Genomic DNA, 24,646 nt, shown 5'->3' on the forward strand with positions numbered 1-24,646 from the left:
TCCATGCCTTTTTAAACTAAAAGCCACTTTATCCGTTAAGATAAAAGTTGAAATTTTGTTAATTTCTTATCGAATTAAGTAAGACTATTCGAGATTTTATGATTAAATTGGTAGTATGAGAACAAATCCCGACGTGCTTATTATTGGAGGCGGTCTTGCTGGTCTGGCAAGCGCTTTGCACTTATCCAAAAAAGGATTGAAGGTTATTCTTATCGAAAAAAATACGTATCCTAAACATAAAGTCTGTGGCGAATATATTTCGAATGAAATTCTGCCGTATTTCTATTGGTTAGATCTTGACGTTAGAGAACTTCATCCAACAAGCATTTCAAACTTTGAGTTCACGGCACAAAATGGTAAAACGGCAAAAACGAAACTTCCTCTTGGTGGTTTTGGAATCAGCCGTTACGAATTGGATTGTTTTTTATTTGAAAAAGCAGTCGGAAATGGTTGTACCATTCTAAACGAAACCGTGACCAATGTTACTTTTGAAAACGACATTTTTACTGTAACAACTTCTGAAGAAATTCTTTCAGCAAAAATAGTTCTGGGCGCTTACGGCAAAAGATCCAATATTGATCAAGTCTTGTCAAGAGAATTCATTTCTAAAAAATCGCCTTGGCTGGCTGTAAAAGCACATTACAAAGGAAATTTTGACGAAACCCTTGTCGGTTTATACAATTTTCAAGGCGGTTATTGTGGTGTTTCAAAAGTTGAAAACGACATTATAAACATTTGTTATTTGGCCGATTTTGAAACTTTCAAAAAATACAAAAACATCGAAGAGTATCAAAAATCAGTACTTTATAAAAACAAAAAACTGAAAGCGATTTTCGAAAACAGTACTTCCCTATTCGAAAAACCTTTAACCATCAGTCAAATTGCATTCGATAAAAAAGAGCCTGTAGAAAATCATATGGTAATGATTGGTGATACGGCAGGATTAATTCATCCGATGTGCGGCAACGGAATGGCAATGGCAATTCATAGTGCCAAAATAGCTTCTGAATTGATTCTTGATTTTTATTACGGAAAGATTGAAAACAGAATCGAATTCGAGAAAAAATATATTAAAGAATGGAAAAAGCATTTTAGCAAACGATTATTTTTTGGACGAATTTTAGCCAACGCTTTAACTCATAAAAAATTGACTCTTGCAATGACAACGGTTGCTGCATCGATTCCAGCATTACTTTCTTTCATTATAAAACAAACGCATGGCCGACCAATAACAATTGAATAAATGAGCGTGAACACAAAATATAGAACAGAAGAAATAGAACTAATGGACGATTTTTCGCTTCAAGGCGAAGAACTTCTTGGCGCATTAGACCAAATTGCTTCTATCAACCAATTGCTTGGAGGAAACAAACTGACGCTTCACGGCATAAAAGAACTTTTAAAAAAGACTGATACTTCTAAAACAATTACCATAGCCGATATTGGCTGTGGAAATGGAGACATGCTGCGAATGCTTGCCAAATATGGAAAAAAGCAAAATCTGAACTTTAAATTAATTGGTATTGATGCCAATGCTTTTACAATTGATTATGCAAAAAGACTTTCTGAAGATTTTCCAAATATAGACTATTGTTGCATGGATATTTTCAGTGAAGATTTTCAAGAGTTACAATATGATATTGTCTTGTGTACGTTGACATTGCATCATTTTACAACAGCTCAGATTACTGAAGTAATGCATACTTTAAGCAAAAATGCTTCAATTGGAATTGTAATAAACGATTTGCACCGAAGTAAACTCGCCTATCGCTTATTTGAATTGATAAGCGTTGTTTTCAATCTCAATCAAATGTCGCGCAATGATGGTTTGATTTCGATTTTAAAAGGATTCAAAAAGAACGAATTGGAGCATTTCTCCGAAAAACTAAATCTAAAAAACTATTCCATAAACTGGAAATGGGCATTTCGCTACCAGTGGATAATTACTAAAATATGAGTGTAAAGATAGTTACAGCTGTTAAACAGCTTCCGCAATATTCTCGAACGACCGAAGAAATACTTCCGCTTGTAGATGTATGGCTTGAAGGTCAGGAAGAACGTTTCATAAAAAAAGTAAAGAAAATTTTTGAAGGCGCTTCTGTAGACAAACGTTATTCTATAATGGAACCTTCGGAAGTTTTTACCGCTACTTCATTTGAAGAAAAAAATGATATTTATAGCCGTGAAATGATTGTTCTCGGACATCAAGTTCTCGAAAAAGCATTAGAAAAAACAGGCTGGGATCCGCAGAGTTTGGATTATATTATCACTGTAAGCTGCACCGGAATTATGATACCTTCGCTTGACGCTTATTTGATTAATAAAATGAAATTGAGACAAGATATTGTTCGCCTTCCCGTAACCGAAATGGGCTGTGCCGCAGGAATATCGGGAATTATTTATGCGAAGAATTTTCTAAAATCGAATCCTGGAAAGCGTGCAGCAGTAATAGCGGTAGAATCGCCAACCGCTACTTTTCAATTAGATGATTTTTCGATGCCGAATATTGTCAGCGCTGCGATTTTTGGAGATGGCGCGGCCTGCTGTCTGTTATCTTCAAAAGAAGAAGATGCTGGTCCTGAAATTCTCGACGAACAGATGTATCATTTTTATGATGCCGAACATATGATGGGTTTTAAATTAACGAATGGCGGACTGCAAATGGTTCTCGATATTGAGGTTCCAGATACTATTGCTTCTCATTTTGGTGATATTATCCATCCTTTTTTAAAACAGAATAATCTTGAAATTAAAGATATAGACCATATGATTTTTCATCCGGGAGGAAAAAAAATCGTAACCACGGTTGAATCGCTTTTTGGCGGATTGGAGAAAAACATTGACGATACAAAAGAAATCCTAAGAGAATACGGCAACATGTCGAGCGCGACGGTTTTGTATGTTTTAGAAAATATTATGAACCGAGATCCGAAAAAAGGAGAAAGAGGTTTAATGTTGAGTTTTGGTCCAGGATTTTCGGCGCAAAGAGTTTTATTACAATGGTAATTTGAAAGCTTATGAAATTAACTGATATAATTGCACAGCTTCCGTATAGCGAGCCTTTTCTGTTTGTAGATGAATTGCTTCATGCTGACGAAAATGGCGTAACAGGAACGTATACCTTCAAAGAAAATCTCGATTTTTATAAAGGTCATTTTAAAGATAATCCTGTTACTCCAGGCGTTATTCTAACCGAAACAATGGCACAGATCGGAATGGTTTGTTTGGGAATATTTCTACTAGGGAATGAATTGGGTGAAAATACCGTAATCGCTTTTACTTCTGCCGATATGGAGTTTTTAAAACCCGTTTATCCTAATGAAAAAGTAACGGTAACTTCGGAGAAATTGTTCTTTCGTTTTGGAAAATTGAAATGCAATGCTGTAATGAAAAACGAAGCTGGCATAGAAGTATGCAGAGGTGTTTTGGCAGGAATGATAACCAAAAAATTATGAAAAAACGAGTTGTAATAACAGGTCTTGGAGTTGCGGCACCGAATGGTGTTGGAATTACAGCGTTTACTCATGCGCTGCAAAACGGCATTTCTGGTATTCGTCATGATTCTCAGTTGGAACAATTGCAGTTTTCTTGTCAGATTGCAGGTCAGCCTCAAATAGCTGAAGAATTGAAAGCACACTATTTTACTGAACTCGAACTTCGCGGATTTAATAGTACAGGAATTTTATATGGTGTTATTGCAGGCATGGAAGCTTGGCATAACGCTGGTTTGCCCATAAACGAAAGTCCAGATTGGGACAGCGGCGCTATCTTTGGCGCTGGAACTTCTGGCATAGACAAATTTCGTGAAAGCATTTATAAAATTGATGAATTGCAAACCCGAAGATTAGGAAGCACTGTTGTTGCTCAAACCATGAACAGCGGTGTAAGCGCTTATCTCGGAGGCAAAATAGGATTGGGAAATCAGGTTACAACCAATTCTTCGGCTTGTACAACTGGCGCAGAAGCAATTTTGATGGCTTACGACAGAATACAATCTGGACAAGCAAAACGAATATTGGCTGGAAGCACATCAGACAGTGGCCCTTATATTTGGGCAGGATTTGATGCTATACGCGTGTGTTCTTCTAAATTTAATGACAATCCAGAAAAAGGTTCTAGACCTATGAGTGCTTCTGCAGCGGGCTTTGTTCCCGGAAGTGGCGCTGGAGCTTTTGTTATTGAAGATTTGGAAACGGCTTTAGAAAGAAACTCGGTTATTTATGCTGAAATTCTTGGCGGCAATGTCAATTCCGGCGGGCAGCGCGACGGAGGAACCATGACGGCTCCAAATAGTATTGCGGTTCAAAGATGCATTAAAACTGCCATCGAAAACGCAGGAATTCATCCGAATGAAATTGATGCTATAAACGGACATTTAACGGCGACCACAAAAGACAGTTTGGAAATCGAAAACTGGACAATGGCTTTGGATCGAAGAGGTTCTAATTTTCCGTATATCAATTCGCTTAAAAGTTTAACCGGACATTGCCTAAGCGCGTCTGGAAGCATCGAAAGTGTTGCTGCCGTGCTACAATTGCACGAAGGATTTTTGTTTGGAAATACAAACTGTGATGATCTTCATCCTGAAATTGCAGCACTAATTGATCCGTCAAAAGTGCATTCAGAAACTATTAAGACTAACCCCAAAATAATTGCAAAAGCCAGTTTTGGTTTTGGCGATGTTAACGCATGTATTGTATTTAAAAAATTTGAAAACTAAAATGGACAGAACTGAACTTATCGAAAAATTAAAAGTGATTATCAAGCCTTTTACAACCAACGAAGAAGCATTTGAAAATCTTACCGAAGAAACCGATTTTATAAAAGACTTGAATATCAATTCGGCTAATCTCGTTGATATCGTGCTGGACATTGAAGAAAATTTTGATATCGTAATCGACAACGCCGATATGGAACGCATGCTTGACGTAAAAACAGCTGTTGAAATAATCGAAAGTAAACACGCCCAAAAATGATTGGCAATGATATTATAGACCTTGCGCAGTCGCGTGCAGAAAGCAATTGGCGGCGCAAAGGTTTTATAGAAAAGCTTTTTACAGCTAAAGAACAATTGCTCATAAAAAATTATGCCAAACCTGAAACGATGGTTTGGCTTTTATGGAGCATGAAAGAAGCAGCATACAAAATCTATAATCGTCAGACCCAAATACGCGAATTCAGTCCGAGGAAGCTTTCTTGTGCGATAGATTCTTTACATACAAATTATGCCTTTGGAAAAGTAGTTTGTAATGATAATGTGTACTACACCAAAAGTATATTTTCATTAGAAAGCATTCATACCATTGCGGTAGACAACTTCGAGAATATCAATAATGTAATTGAAATTGAAAAGCAAGAAATTGTAAAAGACGAAAGTGGTATTCCGTATTTAAAAACTGCAAATACACTTCAAGATATTTCTATCAGCCATCATGGAAAATTTGAGAAGTGGGTAACTTTAAATAAAACATGATAATCATATTATTGAAGCTTTTTGACAGCAAATTTAAAACTCTCGGACCCCAAAAGGCCGTCACCGCTTACTCCTTCAATTTCTCCAATAAACTGGCTATTTATATCTGAACAAAAAAAGGTTATAGAAGCTTCCCCACTTTCGTTTGTAATAAGATCTGGTTTCCAGAATAAAGTATTTCTAAAATCTGGTAACGGATCATTTATCGTTACGGCATCGTAAACAGCTTCATAAAATATCCTTTTAAGATATACTGTTTTAACAGTAAAAGTGTTATCCATTTCAAGAAGCTGCCCTTCGGTAAATGAAGGATAGCGGTATACAATTGTAGTTCTGGTTGATTCTGCCCCACTTCCGTCTGCAAAATATTTTCCTCCCTCAACAGGTTTTCTATTACCACTATCTCCATAGTGATTACTACAATTCAGAATGTTACTGACACATACATAATCATCATTAGCTTTGGCCAATTCATCCAATTTTCCAAGATATTTATCTCGAAATGCTGTTTCTCTTTTTTTAGAAATCAAAACTTCATTTAGTTTGTTTATCGAATTGCGATCATCAAAAACAGGTTCATCTGCCGTTTTTGTTTCTTCTGATGCTAACGGATAAATGATTGTTTTATTTAACCGCTCTTTATTAATCTCATCAAATGAAGCATCTTTCATAACAAGTCGATATTTAGGTTTTGACGGAGTTAAAAGCTTTACATAAGCATAAGAACCCTTTTTTTTCAAATAATTTGGACCAATTGCAAAAACGCCTGTTGAATCAGTCATTATCAAATCATTATTTTTTTGATCAGATCCAAAAACCATCAATCCTTTCTCCCCAGACCCAACAGCATCTCTCGAATTTGGATTCGCTAACTGAACTCTTCCTTTTATTTCATCAAAAATAATGGGTTTAAATACTTTTTCCGATTCCTCAATATTAGCTTCATTCCAGACATATGATCTCCAACCTTGCGTAAGCATCAATAAATCCAATGCTTGTTTACGATCTTTATTTTCTTCATTAAAATAATAACCAGGATTGTAAACTGTTCCTTTTAATTGAGTCGACAATAAATAATGGGTTTGTATATTTTTAGCGTCGAGTTTATTTTTATACAATCTGTCATACACACTCAAACCCAAATGCGCCACAACTGGCTCGTTATTTTCATCGGTAACTTTTATCTTAAGGTTTACTTGATCTCTAACTTTAAAATTCCTTTTCTCTAATACTGTTTTGATATTTAATTTCTGTTCTAAATTTACATAAACCAAACGTTCTGCAATTGGTAAAGCATTTTTGTCAAAAAGTGTTACTTCGGCAATTCCTTGAGGAATATCTTTTAGAGGAATTTTAATCATCAGTTCTTTTTTCAAAATACCACTCGCAATACTGTAGACAATTCCCCTCACCTGTAGACGTAAATACACCTTTTCGTCATTTAAGGCATTATTTTGAGCCACTTTAAAAACCAGAGTATCTTTTTTGTTGTTGAGCAAAGTGAGTATTTTTCCTTTCGACACAATTGGTGCAACTGGGAAAGTTTTGTTTAGTTTTGGTTCTGTTAATTCAATATGATATTTATTATTGCCATCAGGAATAAAACTCATAATCCCCATACCTTCATGAGTGCTTTTGAAATTTAGGATTGGAGTATTATTTTCAAATAAAACACCAGAAACAGCAATAGGAATTCCTTTAGAATTTACTGTCTTAAAAGCCAAATTATTTTGAAGTTTCGAAACAAGATTGCCTCCTTCTGCAAAGCTTGTAAAATGAACAATCGTATCCTTTTCTAAAGATGTTACTTCGTTTTGTTTACTTATTGTTTTGACAATACTTAGCTTTTTAACTGCATAAAACTCTTTTGGCTTTTTATTAAAGGAATAAGAACTGTAAGCCGATAAAGTATAAACGCCTGGATTTAAATCACTTTCTAATAAAATATGACCGTTTACAAAACCTTTTTCAATTTCGTATTTTTTCTCCCAAACCACCTTGTCTGTTTTATCTTCAATTAATTGAACAAATAAAATTTTACTTCGTTCTGATGGAACAAAATGATGTCCGTCTAAAACATAACCTTTAAACCATAGATCTTCTTCGGTTTCATAAATGCTTTTACTGGTTTGCAAATACACTTCATCAGCAATATTTTTTGTTGCAGGATTTTGCAGGTGATCCATAATTGCAACATTATTTTGTGCTGAGAAAATAAATGATTGTAATAAAAAAATAAGAATGAGTATTTTTCTCATGGTATTAATTTTTTGTACATTTTTTAGATTAAAAAAACTGAAGAAGTCATTTTATCAGGTCTTACAAGATAATCATATACTTTTATTTTTCTGATACTCTTAATTAATTTCTTTTATTAAAAAAAGATCAAAACAAAAAAGCCGCTCTCGAAAAAGAGAGCAGCCTTTTAAACAAACTAACGTTAATATTTGTATTCAGAAAATCAATTAAAAAGAACTGAATGATCTTTTTCAATAAATTCGGAATTGGATTTTTTAACCGTAGAAATAAATGTTTTCCCTTCAGATTTCTTCACATCTCCAAAATACTGCATTGTAAAACTTACATCATTTTGAGTCGAAGTGATTACGCCATCTTTGTAAACAGTTGCTATACCTTTTCCTGTAAAACTTACTTTGTATTTGGCACCATTTTCGGCAACTTTAAAAGTGCCGCCTGTTGGTCGAATCCTAACTCCGTTTGTAACCGACAAAGCGCCTTTTACGGTATTAATATTTGTACCTAAAAGAGATTGCCCCCATTTGGTAAAAGTAAAAGCGGTAGCTTCAGAAAAACCTCCATAACTATAATCACCTTTAGCCAAATTATTCTGAAGAGAAGAAAACAATTCGAAGTAGACTACTGCCCCATCTTCTGTTGCAGAAATGGACTTAGATCGCAGCGAAAAATCGATATTATAGGCATTGCCTCGAATACCATAGTTTTCCAAATAACCTTGTGATAATTCTACCGTTTGGCTACCTATTTTTAAAAATCCTTTATTTGCAGTAAAGTCTCGATCACTTTCAGCATCACTTGAACAAGATGCAAGTAAAGTAATGAAAAACAGGACTATTAATTTTATATTATTATTCATATCTATAATGATTTAATTTTAAAAACTCGCTTTTATTTCGTCGAGACGAGTATTTAAACCTCATCCCGAATCCAAAATTATTTCACGATAATTCTAGCCGATTCTCCTGTTTTAAGGCTCTTAATGAAATAAGCTCCAGAAGCTAAATCAGAGACAGAAATCTCCGTTTCAGAACCGATTACATCCACTTGTTTTACCAAAAGTCCATTCATGCTGAAAAAAAGTAATTGATCCAATTCTACACTCGTTTTTAAGGTCACTTTTCCAGAAGCCACTGTTGGGAAAACCAAAAATTCTCCTAACTTTTTCCAGCGTCCATAAAGCGTGAAATCATCTTTCTGCCCAGTTCCAAAACCTGTTATTTCTTTTGCGTACAAAACGTCAGCATACCAGCCTAAAAAACGATATCCAGAACATTGTGCTTCTTCTAGTGTAAAAGCAATGCCTGATTGTGCACTTGTTTTATTTGGATTAACCGCTCCAGCAGGCAAATTCAGATAGGAAATGCTATAAAAAGTCGGTGCTTCATTTGGTTTATTGTTTCCTGCCACACCCCAAAATGCATAAAAGGTTTGGTTTCCTGTAGCCGTACTCGCAATTTCTTTAATTGTATTTGGCGTCGTAGCCGAAGATGACCATCCATAAAAAGTAAAATCTTTTAAAACTGGTGTAGGTAATGCCAACGCTGTACCTTCTGTGTATTCTATTGGGTTTAAATCAGAAATGGCTTTACCATCAATTGAATTGAGGTACGAAACACCCGATTTTACAATTGGTTTAGGATCTGGTTTGTTGTTTCCTCCTTCGCCCCAAAAAGCATAAAAAGTTTGATTTCCTGTTGCTGTCGCCGGAATTGTTTTTAACAGTCCAGGTGCAGTCGCTGTAGCCGACCATCCGAAGAACGTGTAACCATCCAATTTTGGTGTTTTTAAGTTCGTAATAGCACCTTCCATGTATTCGATTGGATCAAGTGTTATGGTTTTTCCATCAATAGAATTAAGATAGTTTATTTGTGAAAACTTCGCTTCTGCTTTTAACCATCTTGGATCTCCCAGTACTCCTCCTTCTAAAGAAGCTTTCGCTAAAGGTGAATTTTTAGAGAAGCTAAAGTTTCCTTGTAACGGATTAGGATATACTAAAGCAGAAATTCCCAAATTACTTAATGTTTTACTATTAGTTTCAGCCACCGTAACAGATCCTTTAACTAATTGCGAAGAAACACCAACAAGAAGGTTGTTGTCTATCACTAGTTTTCCTGCTCCCGCCGCATTATTAGAATTGAAGAGATAAATAGGTTTAGCATTTTCTCTTTCGTCTTGCATGATATTATTTTTAAAGGAATATGTCGAAGTAGCACTGTACTGATTGTCAACAAACACAAAACCATTTCCGGTTTGATTTCCAGAGTTGTAAATGGTATTACTTTCAAAAGAAACATTTATTGTTTGGACAGTCGCATTTTTATTTTGAAGAATCAAGAAACTGTTCCCTTTTTCGTAATTAAAAACGGTAGAATTTTTCACCGAAATCGAATTTACAATATGCGAGTCAGGCTGAATAAAACTTCCTCCTGTTGCTGCGCTTCCGTCAATAATACAGTTTTCTAAAGCAATTTTTGAAATAGGACTTTCACTAGCTCCATCAGCTGCTAATAAACTTTGTCTGATTCCTTTTATAGTGGCATTTTTAATTTCGAAACTTGATACACTAGCACCTTTTTTCAACTGAAGCACATTTGCTCCAGCATTGGTCAAATCAAAATCAACACCATCAAAACTGAAGCTTCCTGAAATAATTTCTGGATTCTCCGAAGCGAAAGATCCTGCAAAAACAGGTTTCGCGTCTGCATCTGGCACAAAAGTATATTTATGGTTTTTAACCGCTAGATCTGTTGTCGTCGTATATGTACCACTCGCCATGATAAATTTAGAGCCGTTTTCTGCCACATTGTATTTTTCTACAAAATTCTGCGGATTTACATATACCTCTAAACTTCCGTTTTGGTTTTCTGTAATGTGATTTACAATACTGTTGATATAAACTTCAACATTCGTATATTTTCCGTCAATTGTCTTTAAATTACCGTCAGCAGAACTTGCAGGATTTAATCCCTTTTCTGTTTCCCATTTATCAGGCATACCATCACCGTCTGTATCAGTAGGAGCTTCTCCAGAAGGCAATACCGGCCATCCGCCTGTTGCTGAAGGCGTGTCGATATAACCGTTAGTGCTTCCGTTACCTCCATTCATAATACTAGCCTTGCCAGAACGTGTGTCGTCTACCGCTCTCTTATCGACAGCATCTCTGTATAGATTTGCCCCTGCATTTTCTAAAACTAATTCATAGGCCTTTGTCGCGCTATGAGTCGTAATTTCTCCAAAAGCGTGAGGTGCACTAATTTTAATTGAAGCTTTATCAGCGTCGCTTACTGGAAGTTGGCTTCCGTGAAACTGACTGTAAACGCCATATGTCCAGTTATCCTGCGTTGCTCTTTCTGATCCAACCACATAATTTCCGTCTACAAAATATTTACCCCAAATTCCATATAATGGCGAAGTAGCGTCCAAACTTCTTCCTGTTGACAAAATACGCTCTTTGGTCGAGTTTGAAGTTCCAGGGCCTGGTTTCCAATAATTGTTTACCAGATTCACATTCATCGCATCTCCGCCATAACAGCTGTTTCCGCCCCAATTGTAAATTACATTATTACGAATATCAACTAAATCTGTTTTAGCAAAAATATCATTCGCATATTCTCCCAACCTTGGATTTCGGCTGTCATGATGCGCTAACAAATTATGGTGAAAAGAAGCGTTTTTACCTCCCCAAACACCGCCATATCCGTGTGCTCCTTTGGCGTGAACAGAATTTCGAAGACTTTCAGAAATAATACACCACTGTAAAGTAAAGTTTTCATTTTGATAAAAAGAAACACATTCGTCAGTTGACCAGCTCATTGAACAGTGGTCTACTATAATATTTTTTTGAAAACGTCCTCCCAAAGCATCATTCTCCACATCGTGAGTATCGCCCATTCTAAAACGCAAATAACGAAGAATAATATTATTTCCTCTTACTTTAACATTGTAATCTTTTAAAGTAATGCCACCTCCTGGTGCTGTTTGCCCAGCAATTGTGATATTGTCGGTAATATTTAATTCGCTTTTCAATTCAATATTTCCTGACACTTTAAAAACAACAATTCTAGGTCCTGCCTGACCAATAGCATCACGAAGTGAACCTGCACCGGAATCATTTAAATTGGTTACATAAATCACTTTTCCGCCACGACCTCCCGTAACATATTTCCCGTAACCTTCAGCTCCTGGAAACGCAGGAACCGATTCAGTTCCTCCTCCCGTTGCTTCTTTTTTGACTTCGATTTTTCCTTCTCCGACAAAGAATTCTGGGTTTGTTGTTTTATCGTAAGTTCCTTCTTTAAATTCTACTCCATTAATAGCAAGTTTTTGAACATTTAATACGGTATTCAAAGATGCTTTCCCATTTTCTGATATAGTTAAAGTTAAAGTTGAGCCAGCGGCACGTTCGTGACTAAAAATAATATAATTATCTTGACCAACTTTTATTGTTCCGGAACCAAAAGCATTTGCAGAAGCCCCATCAATAACTGTTGGATAATTTAATGTTGGAAATTTTGTGCTTTTCTGCGTCAAATCCCAAGTCCCAATAAATTCGCTGTTATCTCCTTTTAAAAGTAGAGTTCCTGTATTCGCATTTACACCTTGACCAATGTTTAATGGCGAAATTGTTCCATTTCCAGAAACAGGTCCACTTAACGTCAATATGGTTTGATTGGCTATTCCAGAAATCATTTCGAATTTTACATTACCAGAAATGACCATGGGCGCTTCTAAAGCCATACCCGCTCCACTCGTATTGTAATACACTCTTGTTCCTTCCTTAAAAGTTAATGTTCCCGTCGCTTTGTGTGCGCCTCTTAAACGAAGTGTTCCCGCGCCAGACAAAATCATATCGGCAGGAAAAACATTTGCCGTTGTTTCTATTTCTTTAGCAACCGAAACCGTTTTGCCTGCGATAGGCATTGCAGCTGGGTTAAAGTTACCTGCATTGTCCCAGCTTTTGTTTACAGCTGCTGTAAATTCATAATCAAAATTAGACGGTGGTGTTACTTCATCTGGTTTGTTATTTCCTCCAACTCCCCAATAAGCATATAACGTCTGATTTCCTGTTGCTGTCGCTGCAATTTCAGTTAATGTATTTGCTGTTGTTGCAGAAACGGACCATCCGTAAAAAGTGTATCCTACTAAAGTTGGAGTTGGCAGTTTTAGAACGGCACCCTCAGTATATTCTATCGGACTCAAACCTGATAAAGCAGCTCCATCAATAGAATTCAAATAGCTAATAGAAGATTTTGTTATTCCGCCATTAATGGACATGCTAATGCTGCTCAAATCACTCAATCCTCCATATTCGTTTGCCGCTTGAATGGTATAATTATATGATCCTGCAACCGTAGAAGCATCTATAAAAGTTGTTTCTGTAGTAATCGATACGATTTTACCATCTTTGCTGATAACATAACACAACGCGTATTTATTCTCATCCCATTTTAAAGTATTTTTGTCTGAAACTACAAGATTTGCTGGTTTTGCAACTTGTTCTACAATGACACGCGGATCCCATTTGTCTGTACCACTTAAAACATTTTCTATCGTAAATTCGTCAGCTTGCGCTTTAGTCAAAACTGGATTGTAATTTCCTGTCTGCGCTGAGCCATTTACAGTAAATATATTGGTTCTATTATCAGTATTAACTGCTATTCCATTTCCGTTTACACTATTGTACTCTGCAAAAAGCGCTGGCACTGTTCCCATACTTGCCCAACCAGCCGTATTCGGTTCAGTCATCATTTTGGTGTTGAGATAAACCGCTCTTGGTGCATTTTGCCAAGGACGTCCTAAATAATAACTTGTCGAAGCAGTAATCGTATTGTTATTAAAAATATAACCGTATTGAGTAGCCGTATCATGATTTGGGGCTACGATATAACCTGCAGCAACAGAAACCAATTTACATTCTTCAAACCAGTGTGTTCCTCCGCCACAGATAAAATCAACATCTCCTTCGATTGTAGATTTGTAGTAAAAACTTCTTTTTCCTCCTGTAACCTGTGTGTCTTGTTTACTTCTAAGACGAACTCCATTATAAACATTTCGGTCTCCCGCAGGATTCAATGCTGGTCTTTGTCCAGAAGTTGTGATTCCGTCTTTATGCTCGATCGTAACATTTTCCATGTACAAATCATTGGCTTCAATAGAAAGAACAGCGTTTTTAATTCCCCATCCTGGATTTCCTTGCAGAATTACTTTGTCTTTGGATTGTGCAATTAGCGAAACATTATTTTTTCCTGATGGAAGCCTTAAAACCACATCTTGCGGATTTGTTCCGTCTCCACCTAAATTATAAGTTCCGTTTGTAATTAATACTAAAAATCTTGATGCCGAATTATTAGGCGCAACACTAAAAGCTTCTGCTATTGTTTTTACATATTTCCCTGAAGCAATTTGATCGGCAGTTGCATCTGCATCAACAATCAAATCAAATTTACGTTTTGTTGGGATTGGCTTTTCCATTGTTTTAAAAGACAACGTCAGCGCTGGCCCATCATTTCCTGAAAGATCTTTTACAAATCCTGCTGGAAGTGTAAATGTATATTGTTTATTATATTCTAACCCGAAATAGCTGAATTTTACTGTTTTGTTTACAAATTCGGCGCTTAGGTTTTTGCCATTTAAAACAGCATTTCCTGCTCCCATTTGAACCTGCTCGTTATAGTTTAAAATGATACTTCCGTTGGCTGCAACAGAACTCGACGCTTCCGTAGGAAATGAAGATTCCAAAACTGGCGCAACAGTATCGGTTACTAAAACTTCATCGGCTTTGATCATTAAATTTGATAAAATTGTAGCCGTAACATCACTTGCAGATCCATGTTTTGGTCCGCTAATGTTAGGAAACCATCTTAAATAGATTTTCTCTTTCCCTTCTGCTTCAGCAGGAAGAATGCCACCGATATTGGTAATGGTATTGGTATTGATTGTAGTAAGTGCCGAAACATTTACAAAATTTACTCCGTCTAATGAATATTGAAACGTCCATTCATCACAACCGTAATAATAGCCTAATAATCCCGAAGCAACATTAATATTTTTATAACCCACTGTAGAAAGTGTCGTCATAAAATAATAGAGATTTCCTCTTTCGGTATTCCAAACGCAAAATCCGCTTTTTCCGCCCCTGTTTTGAAGTCTTACATTGGGCGCAAAAACATTATCTGCAACATTATAAGCAAATAACTGCGGTCTATTTTCTACTTTAGAATACAATTCAGCAACTCTAGGATTTGCATATTGATCATTTTTGAATGTCCATCCTGCAATGAAAGTCTGATTGGCGTACGTTCCTGTAACAGTTTTATTCTCGTTCATCACTACAGAAGTACTTAATGAAGTTGAACCGTCAGACCAATTACTGAATTTTATTATATCATTTTCAACCGCTGTAATCATCACATTGGTGCCACTTTCATAAACCGAAAATGCACCATCTTTTCCTGCTGGAGAAATCGTGTAATCGCCTAAACCAAAAGCTCCGTTTGTATTTACACTTAAGGTGTAAGTTGCCACAGCATCATATTGCGCAATAAGCGTTGCATCTGCATTGAGAGTATAAGTGAACGGATTTGCTGTTGATATCACAGCCCCATTCTCATCTACCCATTGTTTAAAATTGTAGCCAAAATTTTTATTGGCTGTTAATTTTATTTCGGTTCCTTTGGCAAATGTGGTTCCTGCAGGATTAAGCGTAACGGTTCCAGATGAAGCCGGATTTACATCTACAGTTAGTTTGTGCGTTATGGCATTTGGATTCTCGGTTACTTTCTCGAAATAATCTACATTAAACAGATATCCTGTACCAGGCCCCAGAAACACCAGATATAAATCATATGAACCTGTTGTTGGCGTAATGGCAGCCGAAAATTTCTTATAATCGGTAAAGCTGGTACTTCCTGATACTGTGGCAGAACCAATTAAAGTTCCCGTTGCAGAACCCAATCTAAATTCGATTGTTCCTCCAGTCGCTCCTGCTGCCGCAATATCAAAACGGGTAACAAACTCTGTAAAATTAACGGCATTAAATTTAATCCAAGTATTGTTCTTTATGTAACCAACGTTTCCGCCTCCCGAGCGGGCGGCATTCGTTTCGGCTCGTGCTCCTGAAGCCTGATTAAAAGTTTCAGCTTCAATTTTCTCAATAGTCTGAGAAAACCCCATTACCGTAAAAAGTATGAGGAATAGGTGAATAAATTGTTTTTTCATTTTGGTTTAAATATGGTTTTAGTTAGTAATAGTTTTCAAAAGAGCTTTTTCTTGTTTTTCAAATTCTTTTGATGGTTTTTATTTTTTTAAACTGTTAATTTTTGTACACGGCTGAAACAGATTCGAATTCGCGAAGACGCGGATTTACACTGATTTATTAATTGCTTTTTTAAAAATCCGTATTATCAGCGTCTTTGCGATAGCAAACCTGCAGTATAAGCGTTCTATTTACACGAGCAGCAATTCTTTCCTCTAGCTTCTTGCTTCTTGCTTCTTGCTTCTTCATTCTTTCTTCTTTCTTCTTTCTTCTTGCTTCTTGCTTCTTGCTTCTAGCTTCTTGCTTCTAGCTTCTTGCTTCTAGCTTCTTTCTCTCTAATCCAAGACTTTTACTTCTCCTTTAATCGATTCCAACACTTTCAAATCTTTATTCATCACCATTTTCTTTCCGTTGGTTTTTAATGAAATGTCCTTTGTTTCTAGACCACCGACCCAAAACATCTGATTTTCTCCCGTAGATTTCAAACCATTTAAACTCACATTTTTACTGTTTAAAAAACTCACGGCAATTCCGGGTTTGTCTAATCTTAAATCCAAATTTTTAAAAGCGATTTTGCTCGCGTAGTTAATTTGTACACCAACATCAGAACGGATGATCATATTTTCAAATTCAATATTGGCAACTGGCATTTCTGGAATTCCCATAATTTTTAAAGCCTGAGCAGCACCGTTTACAGAAATGTTTTTGAAATACATATTTTTAAATGCAGGAGTTTCCTCTGTGATTGTTTCTTTAGCTACCGTTACTTCTCCCGTTTCCTTATCTTCAGACAATGATTTTCCGAAATAATATAAATTGAAATTGATGGCGTCTGTTGGAATATTATTCATACGAATGTCTTCCATCCAAATATTCTCCACTACACCGCCACGGCCGCGAACCGATTTAAAGCGAAGTCCACAATCTGTTCCGTTAAATGTTAGATTTTTAGCATATATATTTTTCACGCCGCCAGACATTTCGCTTCCAATGGTAAAACCTCCGTGTGCGTGATAAACCACACAATCTGTAATTACAAATAATTCTGTTGGTTTTGCTCGGTCTCTTCCTTCTTTATCTTTTCCTGATTTAATGCAAATGGCATCGTCTCCAACATCAAAACGGCAGTTGGTTACCGTTCCGATTCTGCAAGATTCCAAATCTAAACCGTCTCCATTTTGAGAATACCACGGATTACGAATCGTTAAGTTGCGTAAAGTAAGATGTTCGCACATTAACGGATTTACATTCCATGCAGGAGAATTTTGAAACGTAACGCCATCTAGAAGCAGTTTTTTACAATTGACCAAACTTACCATAACGGGACGAAGCGCTTCTTTGTAAGGTTCCATATTTTCTACAGTTTCCTTTTTAGGCAATTTGCTTCTTTCCTCATTCCCTTCATAAGCTCCTTTTGACGGGTACCAGATTTTCCCGTCTTTAGACAAAACACCGCCAGAATTCACTAAATCGCTCCATTGACCAGCCGTCATTTTTCCGATTTTAACAGGTCTCCACACAGCACCGTTACCGTCAAAAATGCCCTGACCTGTAATGGCGATGTTTTCTAAATTAACGCCCATAATAGGCGATTCGCAGCGAATCACTTTATTTCCTTCAAAATAAGACTCTATCAGTTTGTATTGTTTTAAATCGCTTGTGAAAGAAACAAAAGCACCATTTTCAGTATGAAGATTTACATTGCTTTTCAATTTTATTGGCCCTGTTGTCCAAAGTCCCGCAGGAATTAGCACCACTCCGCCACCCGATTGAGAGCAGTTTTCAATCGCTGTATTAATTGCATTTGTACAAAGCTGTTCCGTATTAGGAACCGCTCCAAAATCAACAATATTTAGCGTATCGTTTTTAAACTTCGGAATTTGCACTTCTGGCATTTTAAAAGGAATTTTCAAACTTGAAATGTCTTTTTTTTCTGCCACAATTGAAGTCCTTTTCTTTTGACTAAAACCAGATAAAGTCATAAGAAGAAATGCTGTTATCAGAAGAGTGCTTTTAATTTTTATCATAATTCATTATAATTTTGAAACATTATTTTTTGTCTAGAACTTTTTGTAATTCAATACCAGCCATAATATAAGGCCCAACTGCTTTTGCATCATTTTCTCTTATAGGCTCTGAAATATAATATTCGAATGAGCCGTTTCGGTCTTGAGGATTTTTACCGCCCAATCCGGCAACGGCACAGCATTTTGTAATCGAAATGGTTCCATCTGAATTTTCTTGTATAAATTCTTTCTGAATGCCATTAAAACCTTTTTGTGCCGATTTAAGAAACTGTTTCCCAACATAACCTTTGTTGTAGGCTTTTGCAAATGAATACACAAACATCGTCGAACAAGTCGATTCCAGATAATTGCCTTTTCTTCCCGGCTGATCCATTACTTGCCACCAAACTCCTGTTTTAGAATCTTGCGCTTTTAAGACAGCTTCAAAAACCTTTTGAATGATTTGGATTACCTCCTTTCGCTTAGGATGGCTTTCTGGAACAAAGTCTAATATGTCAACCAAAGCCATGCAATACCAGCCTTGCGCACGTCCCCAAATATGTGATGAGGTTCCAGTAGTTTTGTTTGCCCAGAATTGTGCACGTTTTTCATCATAACCGTGAAAATTCAGGCCTGTTTTTGCATCAAAAGTATGTTTCTGAATCAGTTCTGCTTGCAGAATTGCATCGTAAATTGCTTTTGGATCATTAAATACTTGTCCGTATTGCGCAGAAAAAGGATCCGCCATATAAACGCCATCCAGCCACATTTGCCACGGATAACTTTTTTTATGCCAATAACCACCGTCGGAATTTCTTGGATGTCCTTCTAATTGTTTATGCAATACATCCATTGCTTTTTTATAGCGCGGCTCATTAGTCTTTTTATAAATCTCAAAAAGTATTTTTCCTGAATTTACCAGATCTAAACTGTATTTTTCGATTTCATACCCGCCTTGAATATTACCCTCTTTATCAATCAATTGTTCGGCGTAAGAAAGTCCGTAATCCCAATATTTTTGATTCTGGGTATAATCATACAATTTCTGATTGGCCAATGCCACCAAACCATTGGTATAATTCCATTTCGGATATTTCACACCATCCAAAAACACTGGATTTGGAACGCGTTTCTGATCTGAATCGGCCATTTTTATCGCCCAATCAATTGGCGCTACTCCCTCTTTATCTGTTGGTTTTGATTGCCCGAAGGAAGTTAGACAAACAAACAAAGCAAGAAAATAATAGGTCATTTTACGTCTCATAATCTTTTAATTTTCTTCGACTCTAAACCAATCGTAATCGGCATAACTGCTGTCATTAATAGTTTTAGATCCTGTTGCAAAAAGTCCGATTTTGGCACCAACCCATCTTCCTGCGCTTGGCTTAAATGATTCTCCCAGTTTTTTGAAATTCTTTCCATCCACACTGTAATAAAAAGTAACTTTCGCATCAAAAGGTTCTTTGTTCTGAACCATTTCTACTTTGGCGCGCAAACTCACTTCTTTTTTATTTACAGGGATTGACGCAATTTCTTTCTCTAATTCTTTAGAAGTTCTGGCACTTTTCATAGATCGCTGAACCAAATTCAAATTGCCCATTTTATCCTGTTCAATTGCGATATAAGCGTAATCTTCTCCAAAGACAATCAAACCTGAGCCGCTCACTCCTGCGTCTGGATTATTTTCAAAAGTTAATTTTGCTGTTGCTGTAAAATTCGCGCCTGGAAATTTTTGCAGCAAAAGATTCGGCATCATCCACATGGTTTTGTTTCCTTCTTTTCTCGGAATGCAATTCAGACGCAAAAAACCAAGATTTGCAGAAGACCAGCCCCAATGTTCCGCTGGATTCTGATTGGCTTGCCATTGCCATTGCAAACCATACTGGTGGCTATTAAATTCGTCTGAAGAAATTAAGGGTGTAGCTGGATAATTTTTCCCTACATTTGGTTTGGTCCATTCCATAACAGGTTCTCCAATTCCGTCTTTATTAGAATCTTTCCCCATAATTGGCCAGCCGTCTTTCCAAGTCACAGGCTGCAGATGAACCACTCGCCCATAAGCCCAACGGTCTTGAAAATGCAAAAACCATCCGTCTCCGTTTGGCGTTTCTACATACCCGCCTTGGTGAGGGCCATTCACAGGCGAATCTCCTTGATTCAAAACCACTTTATATTCATACGGTCCCCAGACATTTTTGGAACGCATTGCCAATTGCCATCCGGGTTTTACACCTCCCGCAGGAGCCATAATCCAATAATAACCTTCTCGTTTGTACATTTTTGAACCTTCAACTGTAGTATGACCGTTATGTCCGTCAAAAACCAAAGCTGGATTTCCTATTAGTTTCGTTCCGTCTACTGCCATTTCAGAAAGCATTAAAACTGTTTTTACGTTGGCACGGCTTCCCGCGAAAGCATAAGATAAATAGGCCTTTCCGTCTTCATCCCAAAACGGACAAGTATCAATAATTCCTTTTGCTTCTTTAACCAAAACGGGTTCTTCCCATACACCTGCTGGATTTTTAGTTTTAACCATAAATATTCCAAAATCAGGATCTCCCCAATAAATAAAATATTCGCCATTGCGGTAACGAATTGATGGAGCCCAAACGCCATCGCCGTGACGAACGGTGCGATAATGTTCTACAGGAAAAAGATTTTGCAATGCATATCCAACCAATTCCCAGTTTACAAGATCTTTAGAATGAAGTATAGGAAGCCCTGGCGTGCTATTAAAACTAGATGCTGTCATGTAATAACCGTCTTCTCCAGCGCAAACATCAGGATCAGAGTAATCTACATGTAGGATTGGGTTTTTATATTTTCCATTTCCCAAGTCAGCGTTCCAGCCTTGTGCTCCTGCTCCTAAATACCAAAATAATCCTAAGGCGAGTAGTAATTGTTTGAATTTCATTGTATTAATTTTTATTAAATAATTCGCTTCTTTAAAACATCAAAAGCGTGATATTTTTAAAGTTCAATTTTCGTCTATTAATCTGCGAAAGACAGTACATTGAAGTATCCTCAACCACAAGGATACTTCATGTAAGTACTGAAACCACTTAATTAACAAAACTTAAACTTATGGCAACCATCTTGTGTCTCCTACTCTATTGGTTACAATTGGAGAATTTGAATCTTTAATCATCAAATTGCCATTTGCAGGATCAACAAATAAATTTTGTGCACTGATACCTAATTCGGTTCCCTGAATTGCAGCGGCGCCTAACAGATAATCGGTAGTTGTATAATTATTTCCGTACGTTGTTGGCGTATTGGCTGCAATTGCTTGGATCACTTTACCGCAAGCAGATGCCATTAATACATTTTTAAAGATCAAAGTAGATCCCACAGCATTCGGAATATTGATTAATGATCTGTTGTAAGCGTAATCATAAAGGGTAATGTTTTGATACTCCAATTGAATCGGATAAGCTGATGTGCCATAATCCCAAAGATTCTTGAAGTTTCTGTTCTTGTCTGTAGTCTGATAATAATCTCTCATGAAAGTACAATTTGAGAATTTGGCTTTCTTCACGTTATCTGCTCCGGCAGAACCAAAAACAAATGTTCCGTAAGGTCCTGTATGTCCTCCGACTTGATCGAATGTACAGTAGCTCATATCTAATTCGCCAATTTCTTTGTATTTTCCGTTTCCTTGATGTCTCCAGAATCCGCGTTTGAAATAATTGAAAACACAGTTATAGAATGTAATTTTATCAATTTTCCAAGCGGTACCGCTATTAAAGAAATAACTGGCATCAATAGTTTGATAGAAACGAATGTTTTCAAATGCCAATTCCGTCAAATAAGAACCTTCAGCAATATTCCAGTTTCCATTCATTTCAATCTGAGGACGTTCTCCCTGGGTTCCTCCTGTCAATTTAAATCCTTTTGAGATTGTGAAAGGTGTAATTTTAAACAGCGATCCTGCTTCAAGGAAATATTCTGTTCCTTCTGGAATGGTAGGGTCATCATTGTTTGTTCTCAATAAAGCATCTAAATCCATACCTTTTGTAACAATGATGGTTGCCGCTGATGGTCCTGCCGAACGGAAAGAAACCTGATTGTACGGCTTATCATAACGTCTCGGTTTATTGTTGTCGAAAACATTTACGTTGTACAATGTATTTTTTTCCAAGCCAGCAACAGTAGCTTCTCCTTTTGCTATTTCTGCCGAAGTAAGTTTGCGGCCTATTGCAGGAATCTCTGCCGATTGTGCAGGCGCTACAGAAATACTGTCAACTGGATTCTCTGAAGAAATATCCCAATTTACAGTAACTTCCGTTTCAGTAATGTTTACCTTTTCCACTTCATGCAAAATAGGTTGAAACGGCGGACGCTCTTCTGTTAAAGCATTCGTGTACGACCATTGCGAATTATGGCCGTCAATTGCATGATTCGATCTTACTCGAATATAGAACTGCGTTTTATACGGAATATCATCCATTAAAATTTGGGTGTCTGTCGTAGTATACGATTTGTACAAACTTTTATAATAATTGTCTAAATGCAGCTCAACTGTATAAGAAGCTGCATCATTTACTTTATACCAAACAATAGCAATCGAGTTTCCTTTTACCAAAGGAGCCGTAAGGACAAATTTTGGTTGAAATAAATCTAGTTCTTGCGGATATTTAAACTCATCGTTCTCACAAGATATCAATAGTTCTCCGCAGGCAATTAAACCTATTAGAGATAGTATATAAAGTATTTTTCTAAAGTTTTTCATGCTTGGTACGATTTAAAAATTAAATCCATAATAATTTTGAATTGCTCCTCTATGATCTGTAATTACCTTTGAAGGATACGGACATAAATAACGTAACGGATCTGTTGGAGATACCGACGCGGCATTATTGTAATTGATGAATCCTCTGAAACTCCATTTGATATCGTTTCTTGGTTCGTAACTTGCTGTTTCATTGTTTAAGGAATACCAGCTTACCGCAAAAGGAAGTTCTGTATAACCAGCAGGGCGAGCCTGAAGAATTTCATCAATCCCTTTGATATCCAAAATAGTTCTGCCCGAATTGACTGGGTCCGGAATGTTTTTATAATAAATGCTTCCTGGAACTTGGTCAATACCTGGAACATAAGCTCCATTGGCTACACGCCCCCAATTGTATAATTTATAATACTGATTGTACACCACTTCACTAAATTTATTCCAACGCGCTAAATCAAATTTACGTTTGCTTTCTCCACCAAATTCCCATTTGCGTTCGTCCATAATCGCTTTAAAGAATAATTCAGGCGATGATTTAGACATAACATAACTGTCAACTTTAGTTCCCCAATCTGCCTGAGCAAAAGCTCTTCGTCGCACACGTCTTAAACATTCCTTAGCATCTTCACGAGGACCAAAACGTTCGTTTACCGCTTCTGCATACATTAATAGCACATCTGCAAAACGCATCCAAGAATAATTTATTCCCGTTCCTTTTTGGCTTGTGCTTCCAAGCGGATCATTCATCCATAGTTTAGACCATTTACCAACAGCCAAACGAGCCAGGTCCAGACGAATTACCTGATTTAGATTTTGATCGTATGACAGCGGTGCGCAGGTAACATCTCTTCTTAAATCCTTATTGTCGAATGAATAAAGGTATTCTCCACATAAACTAAGAGTTCCAGAAGCGCTTCCGTAAGGATGGCTCCCTTCCACAATCGGAATCCCAGCAAAATAACCGTACTCCCCTGTAGAGTTTTTCAGCATCGGAATTGAGAAAATAACATCATCATTAACAGGCGTTTCCCAATTGCTTTGTTTCATCCAAAAATCTCTAAAACTCAATTTTAAATCATGCTGTCCGCCTTGAATTACTTTTTCCAAATATTGGATTGCGATGTCATAATACTGCTCGTGATTTTTTCCTCTTTCCATGTGTCCGATACTTGCAGGATTATTTTCGTCTGGACGAAGTGTCCATCCTCCTCTAGTAAGTGCCAATAATCCAATCAAACCTTGGTTGAAACTTCTAGAAGCGCGTTCCACTCCATAATCCAACTCGTTTGCATTTTTCATTAAAGGCTCAACCGACTTCAAATCGTCTATTAGAAATTCAAGAATTACATTTCGGTCTGTGGTTCCAACGGCAAAATTTTCATCTCCTGTTGAAGATTTGGTGCGAAAAACAACATCTCCCCAAATACGGATCATGTCTAAGTAAACCATGGCACGTATTGTTTTTACTTCTCCATACATCTGCATAATATTAGAAGGCGCATTTTTTGGATCTGCTTTATACAAATCAGAGCTTTCAATTCCTTCAATAACATCATTTGCCATATTGATAATTTTATACATAGCACTCCAAGTACCATTTAAAGTAGTCCAATAGGGTTTTGGATCGTAACAGGCAATATCAGAACCGTTTCCGTTTACTGTATTGGTTGAAACACCCGACATTTCTACGTCTGTATTTGTATTAAAAACAAAAGCTAGACGATTGGCATATGCATCATCGGTAAGCATCAGTGTATATACAGTTGCAACAGCAGACTGAATATCCTTTTCTGATTTAAAAACTTCTGCTTGGGTAAAGCCAGAACCAGGCTGTACATCTAGATATTCATCGCAAGCTGTAAATGACAGTGCAACAATTAGCAGAATACTAAATACTATCTTTTTATTCATCTTTGTAAGATTTA

Annotated in this window: 15 protein-coding genes; 7 read left to right on the forward strand and 8 right to left on the reverse strand. The window is 36.8% G+C overall.

Going from position 1 to position 24,646, the window contains the following annotated elements:
* Window positions 1-115: 115 nt before the first annotated feature.
* From ABTV69_RS17585 to ABTV69_RS17615, 7 genes are read left to right on the forward strand one after another with little or no spacing between them, the layout of a single operon-like run.
* The gene (locus tag ABTV69_RS17585) at window positions 116-1,243 is read left to right on the forward strand and encodes an NAD(P)/FAD-dependent oxidoreductase (protein ID WP_433831065.1); all 1,128 of its coding nucleotides are present in this window, start codon (window positions 116-118) and stop codon (window positions 1,241-1,243) included.
* Window positions 1,244-1,957, forward strand: coding sequence for a methyltransferase domain-containing protein (locus tag ABTV69_RS17590; RefSeq protein WP_433831067.1), 714 nt, complete (start codon window positions 1,244-1,246; stop codon window positions 1,955-1,957). It abuts the gene before it with no gap.
* Window positions 1,954-3,006, forward strand: coding sequence for a type III polyketide synthase (locus tag ABTV69_RS17595; protein ID WP_433831069.1), 1,053 nt, complete (start codon window positions 1,954-1,956; stop codon window positions 3,004-3,006). Before ABTV69_RS17590 ends, ABTV69_RS17595 begins: the two co-directional genes overlap by 4 nt.
* 11 nt (window positions 3,007-3,017) lie before the next feature.
* The gene (locus ABTV69_RS17600; protein WP_433831071.1) at window positions 3,018-3,455 is read left to right on the forward strand and encodes a 3-hydroxyacyl-ACP dehydratase FabZ family protein; all 438 of its coding nucleotides are present in this window, start codon (window positions 3,018-3,020) and stop codon (window positions 3,453-3,455) included.
* The gene (locus ABTV69_RS17605; RefSeq protein WP_433831073.1) at window positions 3,452-4,720 is read left to right on the forward strand and encodes a beta-ketoacyl-[acyl-carrier-protein] synthase family protein; all 1,269 of its coding nucleotides are present in this window, start codon (window positions 3,452-3,454) and stop codon (window positions 4,718-4,720) included. The genes ABTV69_RS17600 and ABTV69_RS17605 overlap by 4 nt, the downstream gene beginning before the upstream one ends.
* Before the next feature lies 1 nt (window position 4,721).
* The gene (locus tag ABTV69_RS17610) at window positions 4,722-4,976 is read left to right on the forward strand and encodes an acyl carrier protein (protein WP_433831075.1); all 255 of its coding nucleotides are present in this window, start codon (window positions 4,722-4,724) and stop codon (window positions 4,974-4,976) included.
* Window positions 4,973-5,473, forward strand: coding sequence for a 4'-phosphopantetheinyl transferase family protein (locus ABTV69_RS17615; RefSeq protein WP_433831077.1), 501 nt, complete (start codon window positions 4,973-4,975; stop codon window positions 5,471-5,473). The genes ABTV69_RS17610 and ABTV69_RS17615 overlap by 4 nt, the downstream gene beginning before the upstream one ends.
* A gap of 8 nt (window positions 5,474-5,481) precedes the next feature.
* Here ABTV69_RS17615 and ABTV69_RS17620 read toward each other — a convergent pair whose 3' ends face one another.
* The 8 genes from ABTV69_RS17620 to ABTV69_RS17655 form a co-directional block, all read right to left on the reverse strand.
* A complete protein-coding gene (locus ABTV69_RS17620) occupies window positions 5,482-7,731 on the reverse strand; it encodes a hypothetical protein (protein WP_433831079.1) in 2,250 nt (749 codons plus the stop codon).
* 203 nt (window positions 7,732-7,934) lie between these two features.
* Window positions 7,935-8,588 carry a hypothetical protein gene (locus ABTV69_RS17625; RefSeq protein ID WP_433831081.1) on the reverse strand — a complete coding sequence of 218 codons (654 nt, stop codon included), beginning with the start codon at window positions 8,586-8,588 and terminating at the stop codon, window positions 7,935-7,937.
* A 77-nt stretch (window positions 8,589-8,665) separates the two neighbouring features.
* Window positions 8,666-15,949, reverse strand: coding sequence for a pectinesterase family protein (locus ABTV69_RS17630; RefSeq protein ID WP_433831083.1), 7,284 nt, complete (start codon window positions 15,947-15,949; stop codon window positions 8,666-8,668).
* 372 nt (window positions 15,950-16,321) lie between these two features.
* Window positions 16,322-18,013: a glycoside hydrolase family 28 protein gene (locus ABTV69_RS17635; RefSeq protein ID WP_433831085.1), complete on the reverse strand. Its 1,692-nt coding sequence runs from the start codon at window positions 18,011-18,013 to the stop codon at window positions 16,322-16,324.
* A 22-nt stretch (window positions 18,014-18,035) separates the two neighbouring features.
* Window positions 18,036-19,256, reverse strand: coding sequence for a glycoside hydrolase family 88/105 protein (locus ABTV69_RS17640; protein WP_433831087.1), 1,221 nt, complete (start codon window positions 19,254-19,256; stop codon window positions 18,036-18,038).
* Window positions 19,257-19,262: 6 nt separating this feature from the next.
* Entirely contained in the window at window positions 19,263-20,906 is a 1,644-nt protein-coding gene (locus tag ABTV69_RS17645) for a glycoside hydrolase family 43 protein (protein WP_433831089.1), read from the reverse strand.
* 168 nt (window positions 20,907-21,074) lie between these two features.
* Complete coding sequence (locus tag ABTV69_RS17650; protein ID WP_433831091.1) at window positions 21,075-22,724, reverse strand: DUF5123 domain-containing protein; 1,650 nt, start codon at window positions 22,722-22,724, stop codon at window positions 21,075-21,077.
* Window positions 22,725-22,736: 12 nt separating this feature from the next.
* Window positions 22,737-24,632, reverse strand: a complete 1,896-nt coding sequence (locus ABTV69_RS17655; RefSeq protein ID WP_433831093.1) for a RagB/SusD family nutrient uptake outer membrane protein — start codon at window positions 24,630-24,632, stop codon at window positions 22,737-22,739.
* Between the last annotated feature and the right edge of the window lie 14 nt (window positions 24,633-24,646).

It is taken from the genome of Flavobacterium anhuiense, assembly GCF_050990855.1.
Lineage (GTDB): Bacteria > Bacteroidota > Bacteroidia > Flavobacteriales > Flavobacteriaceae > Flavobacterium > Flavobacterium anhuiense_C.

Coding starts and splice junctions, on each gene's coding strand:
- ABTV69_RS17585 (WP_433831065.1), top strand. CDS start 116: ATGAGAACAAATCCCGACGTGCTTATTATTGGAGGCGGTCTTGCTGGT.
- ABTV69_RS17655 (WP_433831093.1), bottom strand. CDS start 24,632: ATGAATAAAAAGATAGTATTTAGTATTCTGCTAATTGTTGCACTGTCA.
- ABTV69_RS17595 (WP_433831069.1), top strand. CDS start 1,954: ATGAGTGTAAAGATAGTTACAGCTGTTAAACAGCTTCCGCAATATTCT.
- ABTV69_RS17615 (WP_433831077.1), top strand. CDS start 4,973: ATGATTGGCAATGATATTATAGACCTTGCGCAGTCGCGTGCAGAAAGC.
- ABTV69_RS17645 (WP_433831089.1), bottom strand. CDS start 20,906: ATGAAATTCAAACAATTACTACTCGCCTTAGGATTATTTTGGTATTTA.
- ABTV69_RS17590 (WP_433831067.1), top strand. CDS start 1,244: ATGAGCGTGAACACAAAATATAGAACAGAAGAAATAGAACTAATGGAC.
- ABTV69_RS17605 (WP_433831073.1), top strand. CDS start 3,452: ATGAAAAAACGAGTTGTAATAACAGGTCTTGGAGTTGCGGCACCGAAT.
- ABTV69_RS17610 (WP_433831075.1), top strand. CDS start 4,722: ATGGACAGAACTGAACTTATCGAAAAATTAAAAGTGATTATCAAGCCT.
- ABTV69_RS17635 (WP_433831085.1), bottom strand. CDS start 18,013: ATGATAAAAATTAAAAGCACTCTTCTGATAACAGCATTTCTTCTTATG.
- ABTV69_RS17625 (WP_433831081.1), bottom strand. CDS start 8,588: ATGAATAATAATATAAAATTAATAGTCCTGTTTTTCATTACTTTACTT.
- ABTV69_RS17650 (WP_433831091.1), bottom strand. CDS start 22,724: ATGAAAAACTTTAGAAAAATACTTTATATACTATCTCTAATAGGTTTA.
- ABTV69_RS17630 (WP_433831083.1), bottom strand. CDS start 15,949: ATGAAAAAACAATTTATTCACCTATTCCTCATACTTTTTACGGTAATG.
- ABTV69_RS17620 (WP_433831079.1), bottom strand. CDS start 7,731: ATGAGAAAAATACTCATTCTTATTTTTTTATTACAATCATTTATTTTC.
- ABTV69_RS17600 (WP_433831071.1), top strand. CDS start 3,018: ATGAAATTAACTGATATAATTGCACAGCTTCCGTATAGCGAGCCTTTT.
- ABTV69_RS17640 (WP_433831087.1), bottom strand. CDS start 19,256: ATGAGACGTAAAATGACCTATTATTTTCTTGCTTTGTTTGTTTGTCTA.